At 63.4% G+C, this 16,794-nt stretch carries 13 protein-coding genes; 2 read left to right on the forward strand and 11 right to left on the reverse strand.

What is annotated here, in order from left to right; translation table 11 throughout:
* The first annotated feature begins 18 nt into the window (after positions 1–18).
* Both ACPEH1_RS03650 and ACPEH1_RS03655 read left to right on the forward strand, forming a co-directional pair.
* Positions 19–717, forward strand: a complete 699-nt coding sequence (locus ACPEH1_RS03650) for a hypothetical protein (protein WP_152153247.1) — start codon at positions 19–21, stop codon at positions 715–717.
* 350 nt (positions 718–1,067) lie between these two features.
* The gene (locus ACPEH1_RS03655) at positions 1,068–2,366 is read left to right on the forward strand and encodes an alpha/beta fold hydrolase (RefSeq protein ID WP_423715260.1); all 1,299 of its coding nucleotides are present in this window, start codon (positions 1,068–1,070) and stop codon (positions 2,364–2,366) included.
* An 888-nt stretch (positions 2,367–3,254) separates the two neighbouring features.
* Here the strand turns inward: ACPEH1_RS03655 and ACPEH1_RS03660 are convergent.
* The 11 genes from ACPEH1_RS03660 to ACPEH1_RS03710 all read right to left on the reverse strand — a co-directional run bounded on the left by ACPEH1_RS03660 (position 3,255) and on the right by ACPEH1_RS03710 (position 16,676).
* Entirely contained in the window at positions 3,255–4,373 is a 1,119-nt protein-coding gene (locus ACPEH1_RS03660) for an alpha/beta fold hydrolase (protein WP_152153246.1), read from the reverse strand.
* Positions 4,374–4,569: 196 nt separating this feature from the next.
* Positions 4,570–5,616: a sialidase family protein gene (locus ACPEH1_RS03665; RefSeq protein ID WP_193222825.1), complete on the reverse strand. Its 1,047-nt coding sequence runs from the start codon at positions 5,614–5,616 to the stop codon at positions 4,570–4,572.
* A gap of 5 nt (positions 5,617–5,621) precedes the next feature.
* Positions 5,622–7,181, reverse strand: a complete 1,560-nt coding sequence (locus ACPEH1_RS03670) for a sodium/sugar symporter (protein WP_423715261.1) — start codon at positions 7,179–7,181, stop codon at positions 5,622–5,624.
* The gene (locus tag ACPEH1_RS03675) at positions 7,178–8,119 is read right to left on the reverse strand and encodes an SMP-30/gluconolactonase/LRE family protein (protein ID WP_226956664.1); all 942 of its coding nucleotides are present in this window, start codon (positions 8,117–8,119) and stop codon (positions 7,178–7,180) included. Before ACPEH1_RS03675 ends, ACPEH1_RS03670 begins: the two co-directional genes overlap by 4 nt.
* Positions 8,116–8,871: an SDR family NAD(P)-dependent oxidoreductase gene (locus ACPEH1_RS03680; protein WP_423715263.1), complete on the reverse strand. Its 756-nt coding sequence runs from the start codon at positions 8,869–8,871 to the stop codon at positions 8,116–8,118. The genes ACPEH1_RS03675 and ACPEH1_RS03680 overlap by 4 nt, the downstream gene beginning before the upstream one ends.
* Before the next feature lie 14 nt (positions 8,872–8,885).
* Positions 8,886–10,034 carry a galactonate dehydratase gene (dgoD, locus tag ACPEH1_RS03685; protein WP_423715264.1) on the reverse strand — a complete coding sequence of 383 codons (1,149 nt, stop codon included), beginning with the start codon at positions 10,032–10,034 and terminating at the stop codon, positions 8,886–8,888.
* Positions 10,031–10,666: a 2-dehydro-3-deoxy-6-phosphogalactonate aldolase gene (locus ACPEH1_RS03690; protein WP_423715265.1), complete on the reverse strand. Its 636-nt coding sequence runs from the start codon at positions 10,664–10,666 to the stop codon at positions 10,031–10,033. Before ACPEH1_RS03690 ends, dgoD begins: the two co-directional genes overlap by 4 nt.
* 10 nt (positions 10,667–10,676) lie before the next feature.
* Positions 10,677–11,393, reverse strand: coding sequence for a FadR/GntR family transcriptional regulator (locus ACPEH1_RS03695; RefSeq protein WP_423715266.1), 717 nt, complete (start codon positions 11,391–11,393; stop codon positions 10,677–10,679).
* 102 nt (positions 11,394–11,495) lie between these two features.
* Complete coding sequence (locus ACPEH1_RS03700) at positions 11,496–14,240, reverse strand: TonB-dependent receptor (RefSeq protein WP_423715267.1); 2,745 nt, start codon at positions 14,238–14,240, stop codon at positions 11,496–11,498.
* A gap of 73 nt (positions 14,241–14,313) precedes the next feature.
* On the reverse strand, positions 14,314–15,411 hold the full coding sequence (locus tag ACPEH1_RS03705; RefSeq protein ID WP_423715268.1) for a cellulase family glycosylhydrolase: 1,098 nt from the start codon (positions 15,409–15,411) through the stop codon (positions 14,314–14,316).
* A 161-nt stretch (positions 15,412–15,572) separates the two neighbouring features.
* Positions 15,573–16,676: an aldose epimerase family protein gene (locus ACPEH1_RS03710; protein WP_350463485.1), complete on the reverse strand. Its 1,104-nt coding sequence runs from the start codon at positions 16,674–16,676 to the stop codon at positions 15,573–15,575.
* Positions 16,677–16,794 lie beyond the last annotated feature (118 nt).

Here is a 16,794-nt window from a genome sequence, read left to right on the forward strand (position 1 = left end):
ACCGTCACGGGAACTTGTATGAAGAAACTTGCCTTCGCCGTTTTCCTTGCTTCCATGTTTGTCTCTCCTCTCTCAAATGCGACGGAGGATTCAGCCCCGTCCCGACCCTCTCTGGACGCGCTGCAGCGCATCATTGAGTCCCGCAGTCCGGAGACAAAGGTCGCTAAGCCCGACCATGATCGGATCACTGCACAGCGCATCGATATCGTCGATGAGAACGGGGTCATCCGCATGACCCTTTCAGGCCGGACGCCGGCGCCGATCATCGATGGGATCCAATACCGCCGGGCGTTCAACGTCGCCGGGCTGGTGCTTTACGACGACAAGGGCAGCGAGCGGGGCGGCTTCGGAACCGCCGACGTGGCCGGGGGGATGGCCGTTCTGGCCTTGGATCACCCGGCGATGGATGCCATCGGCTGGCGCGTCTCGCCGGACGGCGAGGTGGCGTTCTCGATCAACCAAGCACCGCCGCTGCTGCGTGAGCCTGCCCTCGACAACCGCTTGGTTCCCGGGGTTAAAACGTCCACGCGCATCCGAATGGTGGTGGGTGCAGACGGTGCCCCTGCGATCGCATTGAACGACAAAGCGGACAAGACACGCCTGCGGCTGACCGTAACCGAAGAGGGGTACGGCGCCATCGAGTTCCTCAATGCAAAAGGGGAGGTAATTCACACGCTGGCGCCAGAGGCGGAAACGGGACTGGCGAGGGTGCAATAGGCTCCGAAGCGCAGCCGGTGTCCAGAATGAACTTTGCCTGGTGGGCAAGCCATGCTGGTTGACGCTGTGACGCCCGAGGCTGGCCTCCTGCATGGAATTCCGACGCATTGGAATGAGAGGCCAGCAGCGTTTGGCAGCCTGTCTGCCTAATCTCAACCCCAAATTGGAGATCAAGCCATGAGCACACGCTGGAGCTACCTGACTGTTCAAATCGAAACGAATCCGATAGGCGAACCGAAGGGCGCTCCGAGACGAAGTGAATCGGCAAGGGCGGCCGCGCTCGGAACTGAACGACGCGGTCCACCTGCCGTCGGCGCCGGCGGTGCGGATTCTCAAGAAGGAGGTGCGAGATGCGCGCGCTGACACGTTGGGGCATGGGCATGATGCTGCTTTTCACCGCCACGCTCGCCCAAGCTGCGCCGCCGGCACAGACCGCTGCCGCCCTGCTCGATCATCTTCAGGCCGGTGAGGCTACCGCGGCCGAGGCGATGTTCACTCCAGAGATGGCAAAGGCCGTGCCGGCGGCGCAGCTGCAGGCCCTTTGGCAATCGTTCGGCGCACTGCAAGATCGCGGCGCGGCACAGGTCACTGCGCGCGGCGAGGTGAGCGTGGTGACACAGCGGCTGAGGTTTGCGGTGGGCGACATCGACACGCAAGTAGCGGTAGATGCCGGCGGCCGCGTTGCCGGCCTGAACTTCAAACCGGCGACCGCACAAGCGCCGCCAGCGGCTCCAGTGCCAGCCGATGCAAGTTTCCAAGAGCTGCCTTTCGACGTGGTGTCTGACAAGGGCGCCCTACCGGGCACGCTGGCCCTGCCCAAGGGCAAAGGGCCGTTCCGCGCGGTAGTGCTGGTGCACGGGTCCGGTCCACAGGACCGCGATGAAACGATTGGACCGAATCGTCCGTTCTTGGACGTAGCGCGCGGATTGGCCGCCCACGGGATCGCGGTGCTGCGCTACGAAAAGCGCACCAAAGCACGGCCGCAGGAGTTCAGCGGCAACGACTACACGATGGACGATGAAACCACCAACGATGCCGTCGCGGCCGTCGCCGGCCTGGCCAAGGCCACCGGCATCGACGCGCACCACGTCTATGTGATGGGGCACAGTCAGGGCGGCATGCTGGCGCCCCGCATTGCGCAGCGCTCGGGCAAGGTGGCGGGGCTGGTCCTGTGGTCAGCGCCGGCCCGCTCGCTGCTGACCGTGTTGCCGGAACAGAACCGCTACCTCTTGGGCTTGGATGGGAGCATCAGCGCCGACGACCAGGCCATCCTGGACAAACTGGACGGGCAGATCGCCGCCGCACGGGGCACGGCACCGGTTGCTGCCAAGGACCTGCCACTGGGCGTGCCGGCGAGTTACTGGCGCGCGTTCGAGAACATTGATCCGGTCGCCGACGCCAAGGCCTCAGCACTGCCCATTTTGCTGCTCCAAGGCGGCCGTGACTTCCAAGTCGTGGATACGGACTGGCAGCTGTGGCACCACGGCTTGGCTCGCCAGCGCCAAGCCAGCTTCAAACACTATCCGGCGGTGAACCACCTGGGCGTCGCCGGCCAAGGCCCGGGTTCGCTGCAGGAATACAACACGCCCGGCAACGTCCTTCCGCAGCTTGTGGACGACGTGGCACAGTGGATTGAGGCACAGCGATGAAGGTTTGGACGGCGATGGTCGCGGATTGGGCCGTAGCCCGCCCACCTGCATAGCGGCTGCTGTGGTTGGTGGGTCCCGATGCTGTGCGTAGCGGTGATGCTTGCCGCTGGCATGCAATCGACGCAGCGCCCGCCATGGCCTCAGCTTCGCCTTGCCATTCTTGGTGCTGGTGACGGCGGGGTGGATCTGGGCGGGGCTGCAGCTTGCCCGGCTTCCAGTCCGGGCAATATCTGAGCGACCGGAGCAAGGCGTGCTGCTTGGTCACCGATACCGGCCGCGCGCTTACATTCGGCTGCGAGATGGCAGCGCTCTGTCGCTTTCGCCCTCTCTTTGTCCCCTCCCTCTTCCTACCCACGTCTTGCGTCTCTCTTGCATCCGGTCAATGAATGAGTCAGCAAGTTAGGTGGTGCACGGATGATCTCGACGTAAACTGGCTTGCAGTTGACTCTGAGCGGTCCGTGGCAGGAGAGACACGGGTAAATTCGTTTCAGGCGGGGAGGCATCGGGAAGAGGCCGACCCATCACGGCAATAGAAGATCCAACAATTGATACAACCTCGTGTCGAGCTCAGCGCGATTCGATTTCTTGGCTACGGCGCCAGTGGGCACCCGCAGTTCAGGGTCAGGCTCTCGGAAAGCGGGCGGGGCGCCCTTCGCAGTTTTTCCATGAATCGCGCGGGCACGTGGATCCATTTGGATTTGGACGGCGCTCGTCTGACATCGGCCTTTATTGGTCCCGCGATGGATCTGCAGGAATTCACTGCTAGCGTCGATCGGCCTGAGCTGGCGGCCAAACTCCACGCAATCGCGCAAGGGCTGGTAGCCCTTCCATGGCTGGTTTTGTGGGCATAAAAGTGCGTGGAACTTACTCTTTGGCGGGCCCCCTCATTTAAGGTGCTGTATCGCCTGCGCGTTCTGCAATGGGGCGAACTTGTTGGACGAGGGTAAGCAGTGTCTTGCCCGGCTCTTCAATCATGACCTCGTGAGCAGACTGTTCAAACCAGATGATCTGCTTCTCGGGAGCGGCGAGCTTGTCGGCCCATTCGGCGGCCAGTTCCGAAGACACGTTGTGGTCATGACGGCCCAAGAACAGAAACACGGGTGTGTCGATGCGACGCACCGATGACATGTCCAGGGTTAAGACCTCCGACAGCAAGTGCTCCATCGAGAAGTCGTTGCCGTTCCAGATGGCCGCGACGTCGGCATCCGAATACTCCGGGGAGAGCTTTATCGCTGCAGCTTCCGCATCGCCGCCACGGCGGTTGTGAACCATGCCCCCGTAGTGGTTGAGCCACTTGCGCTGTTTGAAGAGGCTCTGCAAGGGAACCGGCGCGGCGCCTTGCGCATACGGGGCTAGCTCTTGGAGCTCGGCTACTGCTTTCGCGTTTCCGTCCTCCTTGGCTTGGTGAAGGGTCCACGCCCACCCGCGCCGCTCGCTCTCCGGGGCGTTGGATATCTGTCCGATGCCGATGTAGGCATGCAGCCAATTGGGATGGCGTTGCGCGACCTCCAGGCCGAGGTAGCTGCCCCAAGAGTGGCCCAGCAGGAAGATCTTCTCCTTTCCGAACTCCCGCCGCAGCCATGCAACCATCTCCTCCGCATCGGCGACCATCTGTTCGCGCGTCATGGAGGGTGCTATCACGGACGGTTCGTTAGCGGCGTAGGTCTTGCCAGCGCCGCGCTGGTCCCACTGGACGACCGTGAAATACTCTTCCCAGCCGCGTTGAAAATACCAACTGGTGGGCATCGATACCCAGCCCGGCCCGCCGTGGAGCATGAGAAGCACTGGATTGCGACGATCCGACCCACGGATCGATACCCACTGATCGATGCCGCCGATGCGGACCTTCTCCAGCCGCTCCACGCCGTCGTCCGCAACCACTCGGCGGATCTCCGCGACTACTTTTACGGCATCGCTACGGCTTTCAGGCCAAGAGGCGGCGGACGAGTCGAAAATCGCAAGCCCGGCAGCTGTCAGAGTGAGGAGCCAGAGGATTCGATTGCTCATTGGAATGGAAGAGCATGAGGGAACAGGTGCGAGTATTGTGACGCAATGGCTGCCGCCATAGAAGCAGTAGCCGAACGGGGTTTTTTTCGCTGGGTCACCTTGGTCAGGTGGGTGAACTGAGTAGCATCTCCGCCGTTGGCCGGTTGAAGCCGACGACGCGCTGACCTATGTGGTCACTAGCCAGGGTTAGCGGTACTCAGTTGCGATCCGTTGACGTGTAAGTTCCAAATCGGACTTTTACGCTTCCGTCGACCACATTGACCACGCCAATTTCCTGCGGGCCGAATTCGATCACTGCCGGCCATGAGTGGCGGAAGCCGATCGGCCATGCGGGTGGCCTCACTGTCGTCCAATTGGCACCGCCATCCTCGCTCGCGCTCACTTCGTTGGAGCAGGAGGTGACAAACATGGTGCCGCTTTGGGTGGTCATGACGTGGGGGCCACAGCGCTGGTCCGCCAGCGGAGTACCAAGGCCAGCCGGCCAGCTGCGTCCGTCCGGAGATGTCTTGTAGGACACCGGGCACTGCGGGTCATCCCCGCATGTCTCAAGCACCATCAAGTATCCGCCGTCCGGGCGCCGCGCCATTACAGGCATGCCAGGCCGGAGCAGACCGCCACCGGGTTCGTTGGCAATCGTGATCGCCGGACTCCAGGTATGCCCACCATCACTGGACAGTTGCTGCGACACCACTTGGTTGTAGGACGGCCGCTCGTCCGCACGGGTTTCGTCAGCGTAGACCACCGACAAGGTGCCGTCTTCCAGAAGTGTGAAAACTGGCTCCCACACCCCGCGGTCCTTGCGACCGGCGGGGCTTTCATTGCGCGTAATGGTGCTGAGGAAGCTCCAACTACGCCCCTGATCGTCGCTGGCATACACGTTCAGTCGGTAAGACACTCCATCGATGAGCGAGCGCATGGCCAACAGAACGCGACCTTCGGGCAGGACGATCAGCTCGCCGTTGTCAAGCTTTCGCTTGGGCTCTTCCACCCGGGAGAGTGGCGCCCACGTGCGGGCATTGTCGCCGCTGACAGAGAGCTGCAGCGTGGTGGTCTCGCCACCGGGATAGCGCGTCGCCACCGCCAGCCAGCGTCCGTCCGGCAGCCGTGCCAGACGGCCCCAGCCCGCGTTCTCCCCATCGACCGTGACCGTATCGGTCCAGGTCACCTCGGTCGCCAGCGAAGGTAGTGCCACGGCTGTCAGCACGGCCAGCATCAGCGTGCGCAGGGGAAGCATCAGTTGCATGTCCATCACCAGTAAGTTGCGTACAGGGCCACCAGGATCGCCAGTACCGCAAGCGAGGCGACGTTGAACGACGGGGAGGTCGCATAGCCCACGTCATCGGTACGGATGCGGTCGCGGTCGCCACTGGCGCGGGTAGCCAGCGCAACACCGACCCCAAGCAGCAGGGTCGCCAAGAACACCACGCCCATGCGGTCCAGGAATGGCAACGACGGCCACAGCAGCTTGAACACCAGCGAGAGCAAGAACGAACCCACTGCGGCTGCCAGTGCGCCGGCCTCATTGGCACGTTTCCAGAACAGACCCAGCAGGAAGATCACCACGATGCCCGGCGTGAAGAAGCCGGTGAACTCCTGGATGTACTGGAAGCCTTGGTCGAACCCGCCCAGCAATGGGCGTGCGGTCAGCACCGCCACGATGATGGCGATGGAGGCGGCGATCCGGCCCACCCGCACCAGCTTCGCCTGCGAGGCATCCGGCGCGCGCTTGGCGTAGAAATCCAGGGTGAAAATGGTCGCCACCGAATTGATCTTCGAGGCCAGCGACGCGACGATTGCCGCTACCAGCGCCGCGAAGACCAGCCCGAGGATGCCGCTGGGCAACAGGGCCAGCATGGTGGGGTAGGCGGCGTCGGGTCGCTCCAGATCCGGGGCCAGCATCACCGCGGCAATGCCGGGCAGAACCACTATGGCCGGAATCAGCAGCTTGAGGAACGCGGCGAACACCACGCCCTTCTGGGCCTCCCGCAGGCTCTTGGCGGCCAGCGCACGCTGGATGATGTACTGGTTGAAACCCCAATAGCTGAGGTTGGCGATCCACATGCCGCCCAGCAACACCGACAGGCCCGGCAGGTCCTTGTAGAACGGGTTGTCCTTGCTCAGGACCATCTCGAACCGCTCCGGGTGCTGCTGCCAGAGCTGCATGAAGCCGTCGCTGACGCTGCCATCGCCGATTTTGCTTAGTGTGATCACGGTCACCAGTAGGCCCCCCAGCACCAGCAGGCACACCTGCACGATATCGGTCAGCGCCACCGCCTTCAGGCCGCCGTACAGCTGGTAAGCCAGCGCAAACGCGCCGAGCAGCACCAGTGCAACATCCTGGTTGAGGCCAGCAACACCGGCAATGGCAATCGAACCCAACCACAGGATCGAGGTGAGGTTGACGAACACATACAGGCCCAGCCAGAACACTGCCATGAGGGTGCGGATGCGGTTGCCGTAACGCTCTTGCAGGAACTGCGGCATGGTGGTTATGCCATTGCGCAGGAAAATCGGCAGGAACCATTTGCCGACGATCAGTAGGGTGATCGCGGCCATCCACTCATACGACGCGATGGCCAGGCCGATCGCATAGCCCGAACCGGACATGCCGATGATTTGTTCGGCCGAGATGTTGGCTGCGATCAGCGAGGCGCCGATGGCCCACCACGGCAGGCTGCGGCTGGCCAGGAAGTAGTCCTGCGCGGACTTCTGCTGGCCGGCTTTCTCGCGCGATACCCACTGTGCAAGGATGAAAATGCCCGCCAGGTAGGCCAGCACGATGCTGATATCAAGGGTGGAAAGGCTCATGGAATCTCCGCGGAAGTCCCACGCGGTGCGCGGGGCGGCAAGCTGTTGGGGTCGCCGGCGAACCGGGCTTCAGGAAGGCCGGCGATACCGGCGTTTTCTATGGAGAGCAGGTGGCCGGCAAGGGGGTCGACTGCACGCCCGGCGGCATCCAGCCCCTCGTGCGCACTGGTGATGAACAGCGTGCGGTGTCCAGGCCCGCCGAAGGCCGGGCGAGTCGGTTGGCTGACCGGCGTGGCAATCGAGCGATCCTCGGTACCGTCGGGCAGGTAACGCACCACGCGTGCATCGCCCCACCGGGCGTTCCAGAGGCCGCCTTCGGCATCGACGGTGCTGCCGTCGGGCTCGCCGGGTTCGGCCTGCAGGTCAACGAACAGCTGCGCCGGCCCGAGCGTCTTGCCGTAATCACATCGCAGGATCTGCTTCTGTAGCGAATCACAGAAGTACATCGTGTCGCCTGAGGGGCTGAAGGTAATGCTGTTGGAAATGGCGGCCGGCGGCAGCGGCAGGGTTTCCAAAGTAAGGTCCGCATTGAGGCGGAGGAACGGTGCTACCGCCTGCTTTGGGCCTTCGGCGGGCTCATGCAGCATGCCGAACACGAATCTGCCTTGACGGTCGCAAGCGCCATCATTGGCACGCGTATCGGTGGTTGCCAACCCACGCAGGTCCTGCAGGTCGCGGAATTCGTTGCGTTCGGGGTGGAAGAACGCCAGCCGGGAGGCAAGGGCGAGCAGCAGCCAACCGTCCGCTTCGCACAGCGCCATCGCGGCCAGACGCTCCGGCATCGGCCAGCGGGTGATTGCCCCGTCCTGTGGACGGTAGCGCCACAACTTCGACTGCTGGATGTCGGTCCAGTACACCGCCTGCTCGCGGTCGCACCACAGCACGCCTTCGCCCAGGGTGTTTCCCGAGGGAACCGCCACGCTCATCGCGGCGGTCACACCCAGCCTCCGTCCACGATGAAGTCCTGGCCGGTGCACATGCGGCTGTCGTCGGCGGCCAGGAACAGTGCGGCACGGGCAAGATCGTCCGCACGCAGGTAGCCCGGCAGGCATTGCGAGCGCCGCAACTGCGCTTCACCCTCCGCATCCAGCCACAGCCGCTGCTGTTTCTCGGTGATCACCCAGCCGGGGACCAGCGCGTTGATGCGGATACGGTCCTGGCCCAGCTCGCGGGCCAGCCCGTTCACCAGCCCGTGTACCGCGGATTTGGCCATGGCATACAGCGGGTAACCGCTGTTCTTGATCATCCAGCCGGTCGACCCCAGACAGATGATCGAGCCACCGCCCAACGCCCGCATGTCCGGTGCCACGGTCTGGATCGCGAAGTACTGGTGGCGCAGATTGACGGCCACGCTGCGCTCGAAATCGGCCACGCCGGTGTCGGCCAAGGCATGGCGTGCGTCGTTGGCCGCGTTGTTGATGAGCACTGAAAAATGCCCCACCAAGCCACGGGCCTCGGCGATCGTGGCTCGGAAGGCCTCGATATCCGTGATGTCGCAGCGCAGGTAATGCGGTACCGGCTCAACGTCACGCAGCTCATCGAGCAGTGCTTGGGCGCCGCTGTCATCGATGTCCAAGAACGCCACCTTTGCGCCCTGCCGGGCGAAATGGTCCACGAAAGCGGCACCAATGCCGGTAGCGCCGCCGGTGATCAATACCGCGCGGCCCTTCAAACTGGGGTAATGGGTCATGGTCTTCACCGCGCTCACCACTCGGCCACGCTGCCATCGGCATGGCGCCAGATAGGGTTGCGCCAGCGGTGGCCTTCAGCGGCTCGCTCGTCGACGTAAGCCTGGTTGATCTCAATTCCCAGGCCGGGGCCATTGGGAATCTTGACGAACCCCTCGTTGTAATCGAAGGGCGAGCGGTCAACCAGGTAATCGAGCAGGTCGTTGCTGGCGTTGTAGTGGATGCCCAGGCTCTGCTCCTGGATAAAGGCGTTGTAGCAGACCGCATCCAGCTGAAGATTGGCGGCCAGAGCAATCGGGCCGAGGGGACAGTGCAGGGCGATGGCAACGTCATACGCTTCTGCCATAGCTGCGATCTTGCGGGTTTCGGTAATGCCGCCCGAATGCGAGGGGTCAGGCTGCAGGATGTCCACGCCTCCCGCCTGCAGCACCCGCTTGAAATCGTACCTGGAGTACAGGCGTTCCCCCAGTGCGATCGGGGCGGGGGAGAGGGCCGCCAGTTCCGGAATCGCCTCTAGGTGTTCGGACAACACCGGTTCTTCGATGAACATCAGACCAAACGGCGACAGCTCACGCATGAGCACCTTCGCCATCGGCTTGTGCACGCGGCCGTGGAAGTCCACGGCCAGGCCGATATCGGGGCCGACCGCATCGCGCACGGCCTGTACGTTTTCCAGCACCCGCGTGACCTTGTCATGGGTGTCGACGATCTGCATTTCTTCGGTGCCATTCATCTTCACCGCAGTGAAACCGCGTGCCACCGCTTCGCTGGCCGCACGTGCGGTATCGGCAGGGCGGTCACCGCCGATCCACGAATACACGCGGATGCGGTCGCGCACGGGGCCGCCCAGCAGGGCGTGCACGGGAACGCCTAGCGCCTTGCCATGGATGTCCCACAGCGCTTGGTCGATGCCGGCCAGCGCGCTCATCAGGATCGGGCCGCCACGGTAGAATCCGCCGCGATAGAGCACGTTCCAGTGGTCTTCGATGTGCCGGGGATCCTTGCCGATCAGGTAATCGGAAAGCTCTTCCACCGCAGCGGCCACGGTATGCGCGCGGCCCTCTACGATTGGCTCGCCCCAGCCGATGATGCCGGCATCGGTTTCGATCCGGACAAACAGCCAGCGCGGGGGCACCAGGTAGGTGGTGATGGCAGTGATCTTCATGCATGGGGGTCCGTGTTGGTGCTGCTCCAAGCGTCGATGAACGCGCGCGCGCGGCGCGCCACTTCTGCTGGCGGGGTCTTGGGGGCGTACAGGGCCGAGCCGATGCCGAACCCGGCCGCGCCCGCGTGGCGGTAGGCCGCCATGCGTTCGGGAGTGATGCCGCCCACGGGCAGCAGCGCGGTGCCTGCGGGCAGTACGCTGGACCAGGCTTTCAGCACAGGCGGCGGCAACTGCTCGGCAGGGAACAGCTTCAATGCATCAGCGCCGGCACGCAGTGCGGCGAATGCCTCGGTGGGCGTGGCCACGCCGGGGGTGCAGCGCATGCCCTTGGCGTGCGCGGCAGCGATGACCTCAACGTCGGCATGCGGCATCACGATGATGCGGCCGCCTGCATTGGCCACGTCATCCACTTGGGCGGTGGTGAGCACGGTGCCCGCGCCGACCAGGCAGCGGTCACCGAGCTGCCTGGCCAGCAATTCGATGCTCTCCAGTGGCTGTGGAGAGTTCAGCGGCACTTCCAGGATATGAAACCCGGCATCGGCAAGTGCGGCACCGATCGCGGGGGCCTCCTGCGGGGTGAGCCCGCGCAGGATGGCAACCAATGGGAGGGGTTGCATCCAGGCGGTGCTCATGGGAAATCCTTCAGCGAGGGGGTTTGCGTGGGGCGCGAATTCCCTTCAGGTTGGCGCGGGAATCGGCAATCATGTCCAACATGGCCACGCGCGCTGCGTCCGGCTGCTTCAGCCGGATCGCGTCGTACACGTCGAAGTGGCGCGGCAGCGAGTACTTGAAGTCCTTGGCAGTCTGCGCCGAGAGCAGGAAGAACGTGCCCAGCGCGGCGTCGATCACCGAGAACAACGAGCTCAGCAGCTCGTTGTTGGTGGCCTCCAGCACACTCTCGTGGAAGGAGAGATCCGCCTTGGCCCACGCGTCCTGGTCCGGCGCGTCGGCCATCGCCTGGTAGGCCGCCTTGATCTTGGCCAGTTGCGCGGGCGAACGCCGCTGCGCTGCCGAGGCGGCCGCCGCAGGTTCGATCACTTCGCGCATTTCCACCAGTTTGTCCACGAAGTCCTGGGTTGGCATCAGCGCGCAGCGCCACGCCAGGATGTCGCTGTCCAGCTGCTTCCAGAATCGGGGCTCGCGCACCCGTGAACCGGTCTTCTGCTTCGTTTCGATCAGCCCTTTGGAGCCGAGCACCTTCAACCCTTCGCGAAGGGCCGAGCGGCTCACCGACAAGGTTTGTGCCAAGAGCTCTTCCTTGGGCAGGTAATCGCCCGGCTTGATCGTGCCACTGACGATGCGCTGCCCGATCTCCTGGGTAACCTGATCGTGAAGGTTGCGTAGCTCGATCCGTTTCACAGACACCCCTTTGGCTTGGTGCTCCGCTGAGCGCGGTCACTCCTATTATCCGACAAAAGGGGTTCGGCAGGGTGGCTTGCTTTGACATGGGGGCGGCCGTCATCACAGTTTGAACCGGAAGCCCATGGCCACAGTCTTATCCTGGTAGCGGATGTCGCGCGGCCGCGTATCGCCACTGCCCCAGAACTGGTGCAGATTGTTGCCCAGCAGATTGGTCGCCGAGAACACCACGGTGGCGCGAGGGGTCACGTCGTAGCTGATCGAGAAGTCCAGCGAGCTGGCCGGCTCGACCTGGTCTTCGGTTCCAGCAACGGTCGGCTGGGTGAAGAAGTCGATGTAGCGGCTGCGATAGCCGTAGGCCAAGCGAGCTGATAGACCGAAGTTCTCGTAGAAGAGCACGGCGTTGTAGTTGTTCTTGGATACGTTTTGCAGCGGGCGGGAAATCACCGGGCCACCGATGAACTCCGGCGATTTGGTGTCGCCCTCGATGTAGGTGTAGTTCAGCTGCGCGCCCAGGCCGCTCCATGCACCCGGCAGGAAGTCGAAGGTCTGCTGATACGCCAGTTCCACGCCCTGCAGATGGCCGCTGCCGGCGCTCTGGGGCGAGGAGAGCTCATAGTCCTCACCGGCGATGACCACATTGGTGATGTAGTTCTGGATGTAGCCATCGATATCGCGATAGAACACGCCCGCACTGGCATAACCCACCGGCGAGAAGTACCACTCCAGCGACATGTCGTAGTTGGTCGACTTGATCGGGCTCAGGTCCGGGTTGCCGCTGCTGGCCACACCCGCACGATTGACAGTGCCAGGGTTCAGCGAGATCGACGGGTTCAGCGCACCGAAGTCCGGGTAACTCAGCGTCTTCGCGGCCAGCACGCGCAACTGCCAGGCATCATTGAAGTGCAAATTCAAGCTGACATTGGGCAGCGTATTGGTGTCCTGCGTATTCCGCGTGATAGCGCTGTAGACGCCGGTGCTGGCATCGAACGAGAAGGCATTGAGGTCGCGCTTGATCTTCTCTGCGCGCACGCCCACCAAGCCATCGACACGCAGGCCGAATACATCAAAATCGTACTTGGCTTGCACGTAGCCAGCCGACTTGCGTTCTTGGATGTCGAAGAAGCGACCGGGGTTTTCGGCAGCCAGGCCATCCGGCAGGCCGTAATAAGCGCGCAGTTCATCCGCGTTGTTGATCAGGTAGTCGTAGCAGGGCGTGAGGAAGGACTGGCTCAGTGCCGAGTTGCCACGCTTGCTGCAGAAGAAGCTGTTCGCCGGGAACAGCCCCACCACCTGGTTGGCAGGGTTCGGGTTCGCGGTGATGTTGCCGGTGCCTGCGCCACCCGGCGGCGGCGTGCTGATTTCCACGCTGCCCTTGGCGCTGGCGTTGCGGTCTGCGTAGCGGAGGCCGAATTGCAGGAATGCGATCGGGCCGTCCAGGAAATCGAACTTGCCATCTCCTCGCCAGCTGTTCTCTTCACCGCGGGATTCGCCCCAAGTCTGGAAGAGACCATTCAGATAGAACCGTGACGGATCCATGGCCGGGTCGCCCGCCAGGTGCCAATTCTGATGATTGCCCGCCGTGCCATCCCACACCGTTGTGATCGGACCGCTCAAGAACGTATCGATGATGAAGTTCTCATCGCGGTAATAGCCGGACGTGCGCGCGACCTCGGTGGAGAGGTGCAGCTGGTCGCCATTCCACTTGAAGCCGAGCGCGTTCTGAATGTCCTGGCCGCGCTGCTTGTGAGCCTGGGTACTGCTGGCCGCGTAGGTATCACCGGTCCAGGAACCATTAGTGGCATCGCAGATGGTCTGACCCGAGAGCGGGCCCGCCAGCTGGTTGGGATAGCAGTTGCCACCTACCTGCAGCCCGGTGGGCGGCACCACCCCGACCGGGAAGCTGAAAAGGAATGCCTGGTCATAGTCGTCGCGCACGTAGTCGTACAGACCTTCAACGTAGACCTCGGTGTTCTCGCTCGGTTTCCACTGCAAGGCATAGTTGAAAGCGCTGCGCTTCCGGTCGCCATGGTTGTAGTTGGTGCCCCAGCCGTTGGGCGCAGCGATCAGGTTGCCGTCATCGGTCCGCATCGGCGAGCCGTCCGGATTCTCCAGCACCTTCGGGAAGTCGCCCCAGACTGCGTCGTAGGCGTAACGCTTGCCGATGTAGCCAAAGTTGACCATCGCACCGATCTCACCGGCGTCGGTGTCCCAGCGATTACTCAGCAGAAGGCTGGCCGAAGGATCGATGTCGCCGGCGTACTTACTGTGGGTGCCGGTGACAGTGCCAGCAATTTCAGCGCCATCGAAGTCGAGTGGCCGGCGCAGCTGGATATCCACCAGGCCGGCGATGCCGCCGAGCGGCAAACTGGCCTCGCTGCTCTTGTAGACGTTCAGACTCTTGATGGCGGTGGCCGGCAGGTTCTGGAACGCGTACCCACGACCGGAACTGCTGAAAATCTCGCGGCCGTTTAACGTGCTGATCACGTTGGGAAGTCCGCGGATCACAACGCCGGTGGTTTCGCCTTGGCTGCCTTGGGCGATCTGCACCCCAGTTACGCGTTGTAGCGCATCGGCCACACTGTTGTCGGGCAGCTTGCCGATGTCCTCGGCGACGATCGAGTCGACCACCATCGCCGCTTCCTGTTTGATCGTCTGGGCGGTCTGCAGGCTCTGGCGCAGCGCGGTAACCGTGACGGTATCCAGGTCAACGGCGGTGGGCTGCGCAGCCGGGTCAGGCGTGGCCACATTTACCGCACCCGTAGTCTGCGCCTGCACCAGGGCAGGCAGGGCAAGGGCGGACAGGATGGCCAGGGAGAGCAGGGTGCGGGAGGAATGGCGAGTCATGGCGGTATCTCCGGATTCCGGAAAGCGAGCGCGGCGGGTGGCCCGCCATCGGTCGATGGCGGGCCGTCAGGTGTCAGAAGGCAGGAACGGACTTGCGCGGCGTTTTTGCCAGGGTGCGGAACAGCTCCGCCTCTCGAGCGCGATACGGCGTGCCATCGGCGTTGAGCAGGTCGTGGAACCACACGGTGGGTGCCTCCATCGTGTACGGGCGCTGCCAGCTGTCCCAAGGGAAGCGGGTCTGGATCGCGCCGTCAACGAAGCCCCAGTTGATCATCCCGATGTTCTCGCGGCGGGCGATCGGCAGGATCGTGTCCACATTGGAGCCGGCGCCGCGGGCAAGCCACTCGGTGCAGATGAGCGGGCGGCCATACTTGCGCAGTTGCTCGATGCGGGACACAAATGCTTCAGGCTGCTCGTAGTTGTGGAAGGTGATCACGTCCGAGCGCTCCAGCTGCGTGCGCTGGATCGAGGTGAGCGAGGCGGCGCCCGGTGACCAGTCATCACCGATCCACACGCCGCTGGTGAGCGGCTGCACCGGCTTTTGGGCACGCGCCCAATCGAAGATCTGGGGCAACAGCCCGGCGATGCGCTCCTGCTCGCCCTTCAACTGCTTGTCCATGTAGTTGCCGCCACCGGGGTTGTCCGGCTCGTTCCATAGGTCCCAGGCCAGCACGCGCTTGTCGTTGGCGAATGCGCCGACCACGCCTTCCACGTACTCGCGGAAGTGCTTGTCGTTGGCTGGGTCCACCAGCATGTGGCGGCTCGGGCTCTGCACCCAGCCGGAGTTGTGCACGCCGGGAATCGGGCGGTGCTGCGGGCCCAGCTTCGGGTCCGGGTCCCAGCAGCTGTCGAACAGCACCAGCATCGGGCGGATGCCATGCTTTTCAGCGATGCTCAGGAACGTATCCACGCGCTTGATGAAGCCCTGCGGGTCCTGCTGCCAGAGCAGATCGTGGAGGTACACGCGCATGGTGTTCATGCCGAACTGCTCGTGCGCCCAACGAAGCTCGCGGTCGATGGCTTCCGGGTCGAAAGTGTCGGCCTGGAACATTTCCAGCTGGTTGATGGCGTTGGAGGTGGTGTAGTTCGCCCCCACCAGCCATTCCTGCTTCGCATACCAGCTTTCAGCCTGCGCCGGCGTCCAGCGTGCGGCTTCGGTCGCATGCGCCATGGGCGCAACGGCGAGCAACGTCGCCAGCAAGAGGGAAGGCCACTTTCGCATCAGATGCATCTCCTTGGATCATGAGCTGCCCGTCCTGGCGGAAACCGGGAGGCGGGCGCTACGTGGTGGTGGTGCCGGCACAGAGACCGGCAGGTGCGCAGGGCGCGGGATCAGCGGCGTTGGTTGGCAGCGCGGTCCGTAGTGAAGTCGTAGACGATCCGGTTCAGATAGGTCTCACCCGGCGCCAGTCGTGCCGAACCGAAGGCCGGCTGATTCGGGGTATCGGGGAACAACTGCGGTTCCAGCGCGATCGCATCGCCTTGGCGATACACGCGGCCACTCTTGCCCACCGTGCTGCCATCTAGGAAGTTGCCCGAATAGAACTGCAGCCCTGGCTGAGTGGAGAGCAGCGTCATCACGCGACCGGAGCGCGGGTCGTGGACACGGGCAACTTCCCGCAGTTCACGCACCGGTGCCTTGCTGATGACCCAATTGTGATCGTAGCCTTGGCCGTGCAGCAGTTGCGGTTCGTCGCCCCGGCGCAGGTCGCGACCGATCGCCTTGGGCGTGCGGAAATCGAACGCGGTCCCTGCCACCGGCTGCAGCACCCCAGTGGGAATCAACGTCGCATCCACCGGCGTATAGGCGCTGGCCGGAATGGTCAGCTCGTGCTCCATCGCCGAGCCCGATCCCTCACCGGAAAGATTCCAGTACGAGTGGTTGCTGAGATTAACGATGGTGGGCGCCTCGGTGGTGGCGCTGTAGTCGATCTCCAGCCGGCCATTGCCCTTCAAGGCATAGGTCGCAGTGACCGTGAGTGTGCCGGGAAAGCCCATGTCGCCATCCGGGCTGACATGCCGCAAGGTAGCGTGCTCCGGGGTGACGTCCACGACCTGCCAGACCACCTTGTCGAACCCCCGGGTTCCACCGTGCAGGCTGTTGGGACCGTTGTTGACGGGCACCTGGTAGGTCTTTCCATCGAGAGTGAAGCGGCCCTTGGCAATCCGGTTGGCGAACCGGCCGACGATGGTGCCGAAGTACTGTGGTTTGTCCAGCGTGGCTTGCAGGTCTTTGTCGCCCAGGAGCACGTCGGCGAACGCACCATCGCGGTCCGGGACTTCCAGCGAATGCAGTGCCGCGCCCAGGGTCAGCACCCGCGCCTGCATGCCGCTGCCATCGCGCAGCAGGATGGTTTCCACTTGTGTTCCATCCGGCAACTTGCCCACCACCGTCCGCTCCTGGCCCTCGGCGACACCCACTGCGGAAAGTGCCAATACGCCGATCAATCCCGCTTTTTTCCCCTTACCAGCACGCATTGCTCAAGACCCCTCTCGATGTCGTGGAGCGTACAAAAACATATAATCAGACAATACGCACGTTGCGACGCAACAA

Origin of the sequence: Stenotrophomonas sp. NPDC077421, assembly GCF_049545505.1 — a bacterium.
GTDB lineage: Bacteria > Pseudomonadota > Gammaproteobacteria > Xanthomonadales > Xanthomonadaceae > Stenotrophomonas > Stenotrophomonas nematodicola.

Bases quoted from the DNA above. Each gene is read 5' to 3' on its own strand.
- ACPEH1_RS03670 (WP_423715261.1), bottom strand. From the start codon at position 7,181: ATGAGCCTTTCCACCCTTGATATCAGCATCGTGCTGGCCTACCTGGCG.
- ACPEH1_RS03650 (WP_152153247.1), top strand. From the start codon at position 19: ATGAAGAAACTTGCCTTCGCCGTTTTCCTTGCTTCCATGTTTGTCTCT.
- dgoD (WP_423715264.1), bottom strand. From the start codon at position 10,034: ATGAAGATCACTGCCATCACCACCTACCTGGTGCCCCCGCGCTGGCTG.
- ACPEH1_RS03665 (WP_193222825.1), bottom strand. From the start codon at position 5,616: ATGCAACTGATGCTTCCCCTGCGCACGCTGATGCTGGCCGTGCTGACA.
- ACPEH1_RS03655 (WP_423715260.1), top strand. From the start codon at position 1,068: ATGCGCGCGCTGACACGTTGGGGCATGGGCATGATGCTGCTTTTCACC.
- ACPEH1_RS03660 (WP_152153246.1), bottom strand. From the start codon at position 4,373: ATGAGCAATCGAATCCTCTGGCTCCTCACTCTGACAGCTGCCGGGCTT.
- ACPEH1_RS03705 (WP_423715268.1), bottom strand. From the start codon at position 15,411: ATGGCGCATGCGACCGAAGCCGCACGCTGGACGCCGGCGCAGGCTGAA.
- ACPEH1_RS03700 (WP_423715267.1), bottom strand. From the start codon at position 14,240: ATGACTCGCCATTCCTCCCGCACCCTGCTCTCCCTGGCCATCCTGTCC.
- ACPEH1_RS03680 (WP_423715263.1), bottom strand. From the start codon at position 8,871: ATGACCCATTACCCCAGTTTGAAGGGCCGCGCGGTATTGATCACCGGC.
- ACPEH1_RS03690 (WP_423715265.1), bottom strand. From the start codon at position 10,666: ATGAGCACCGCCTGGATGCAACCCCTCCCATTGGTTGCCATCCTGCGC.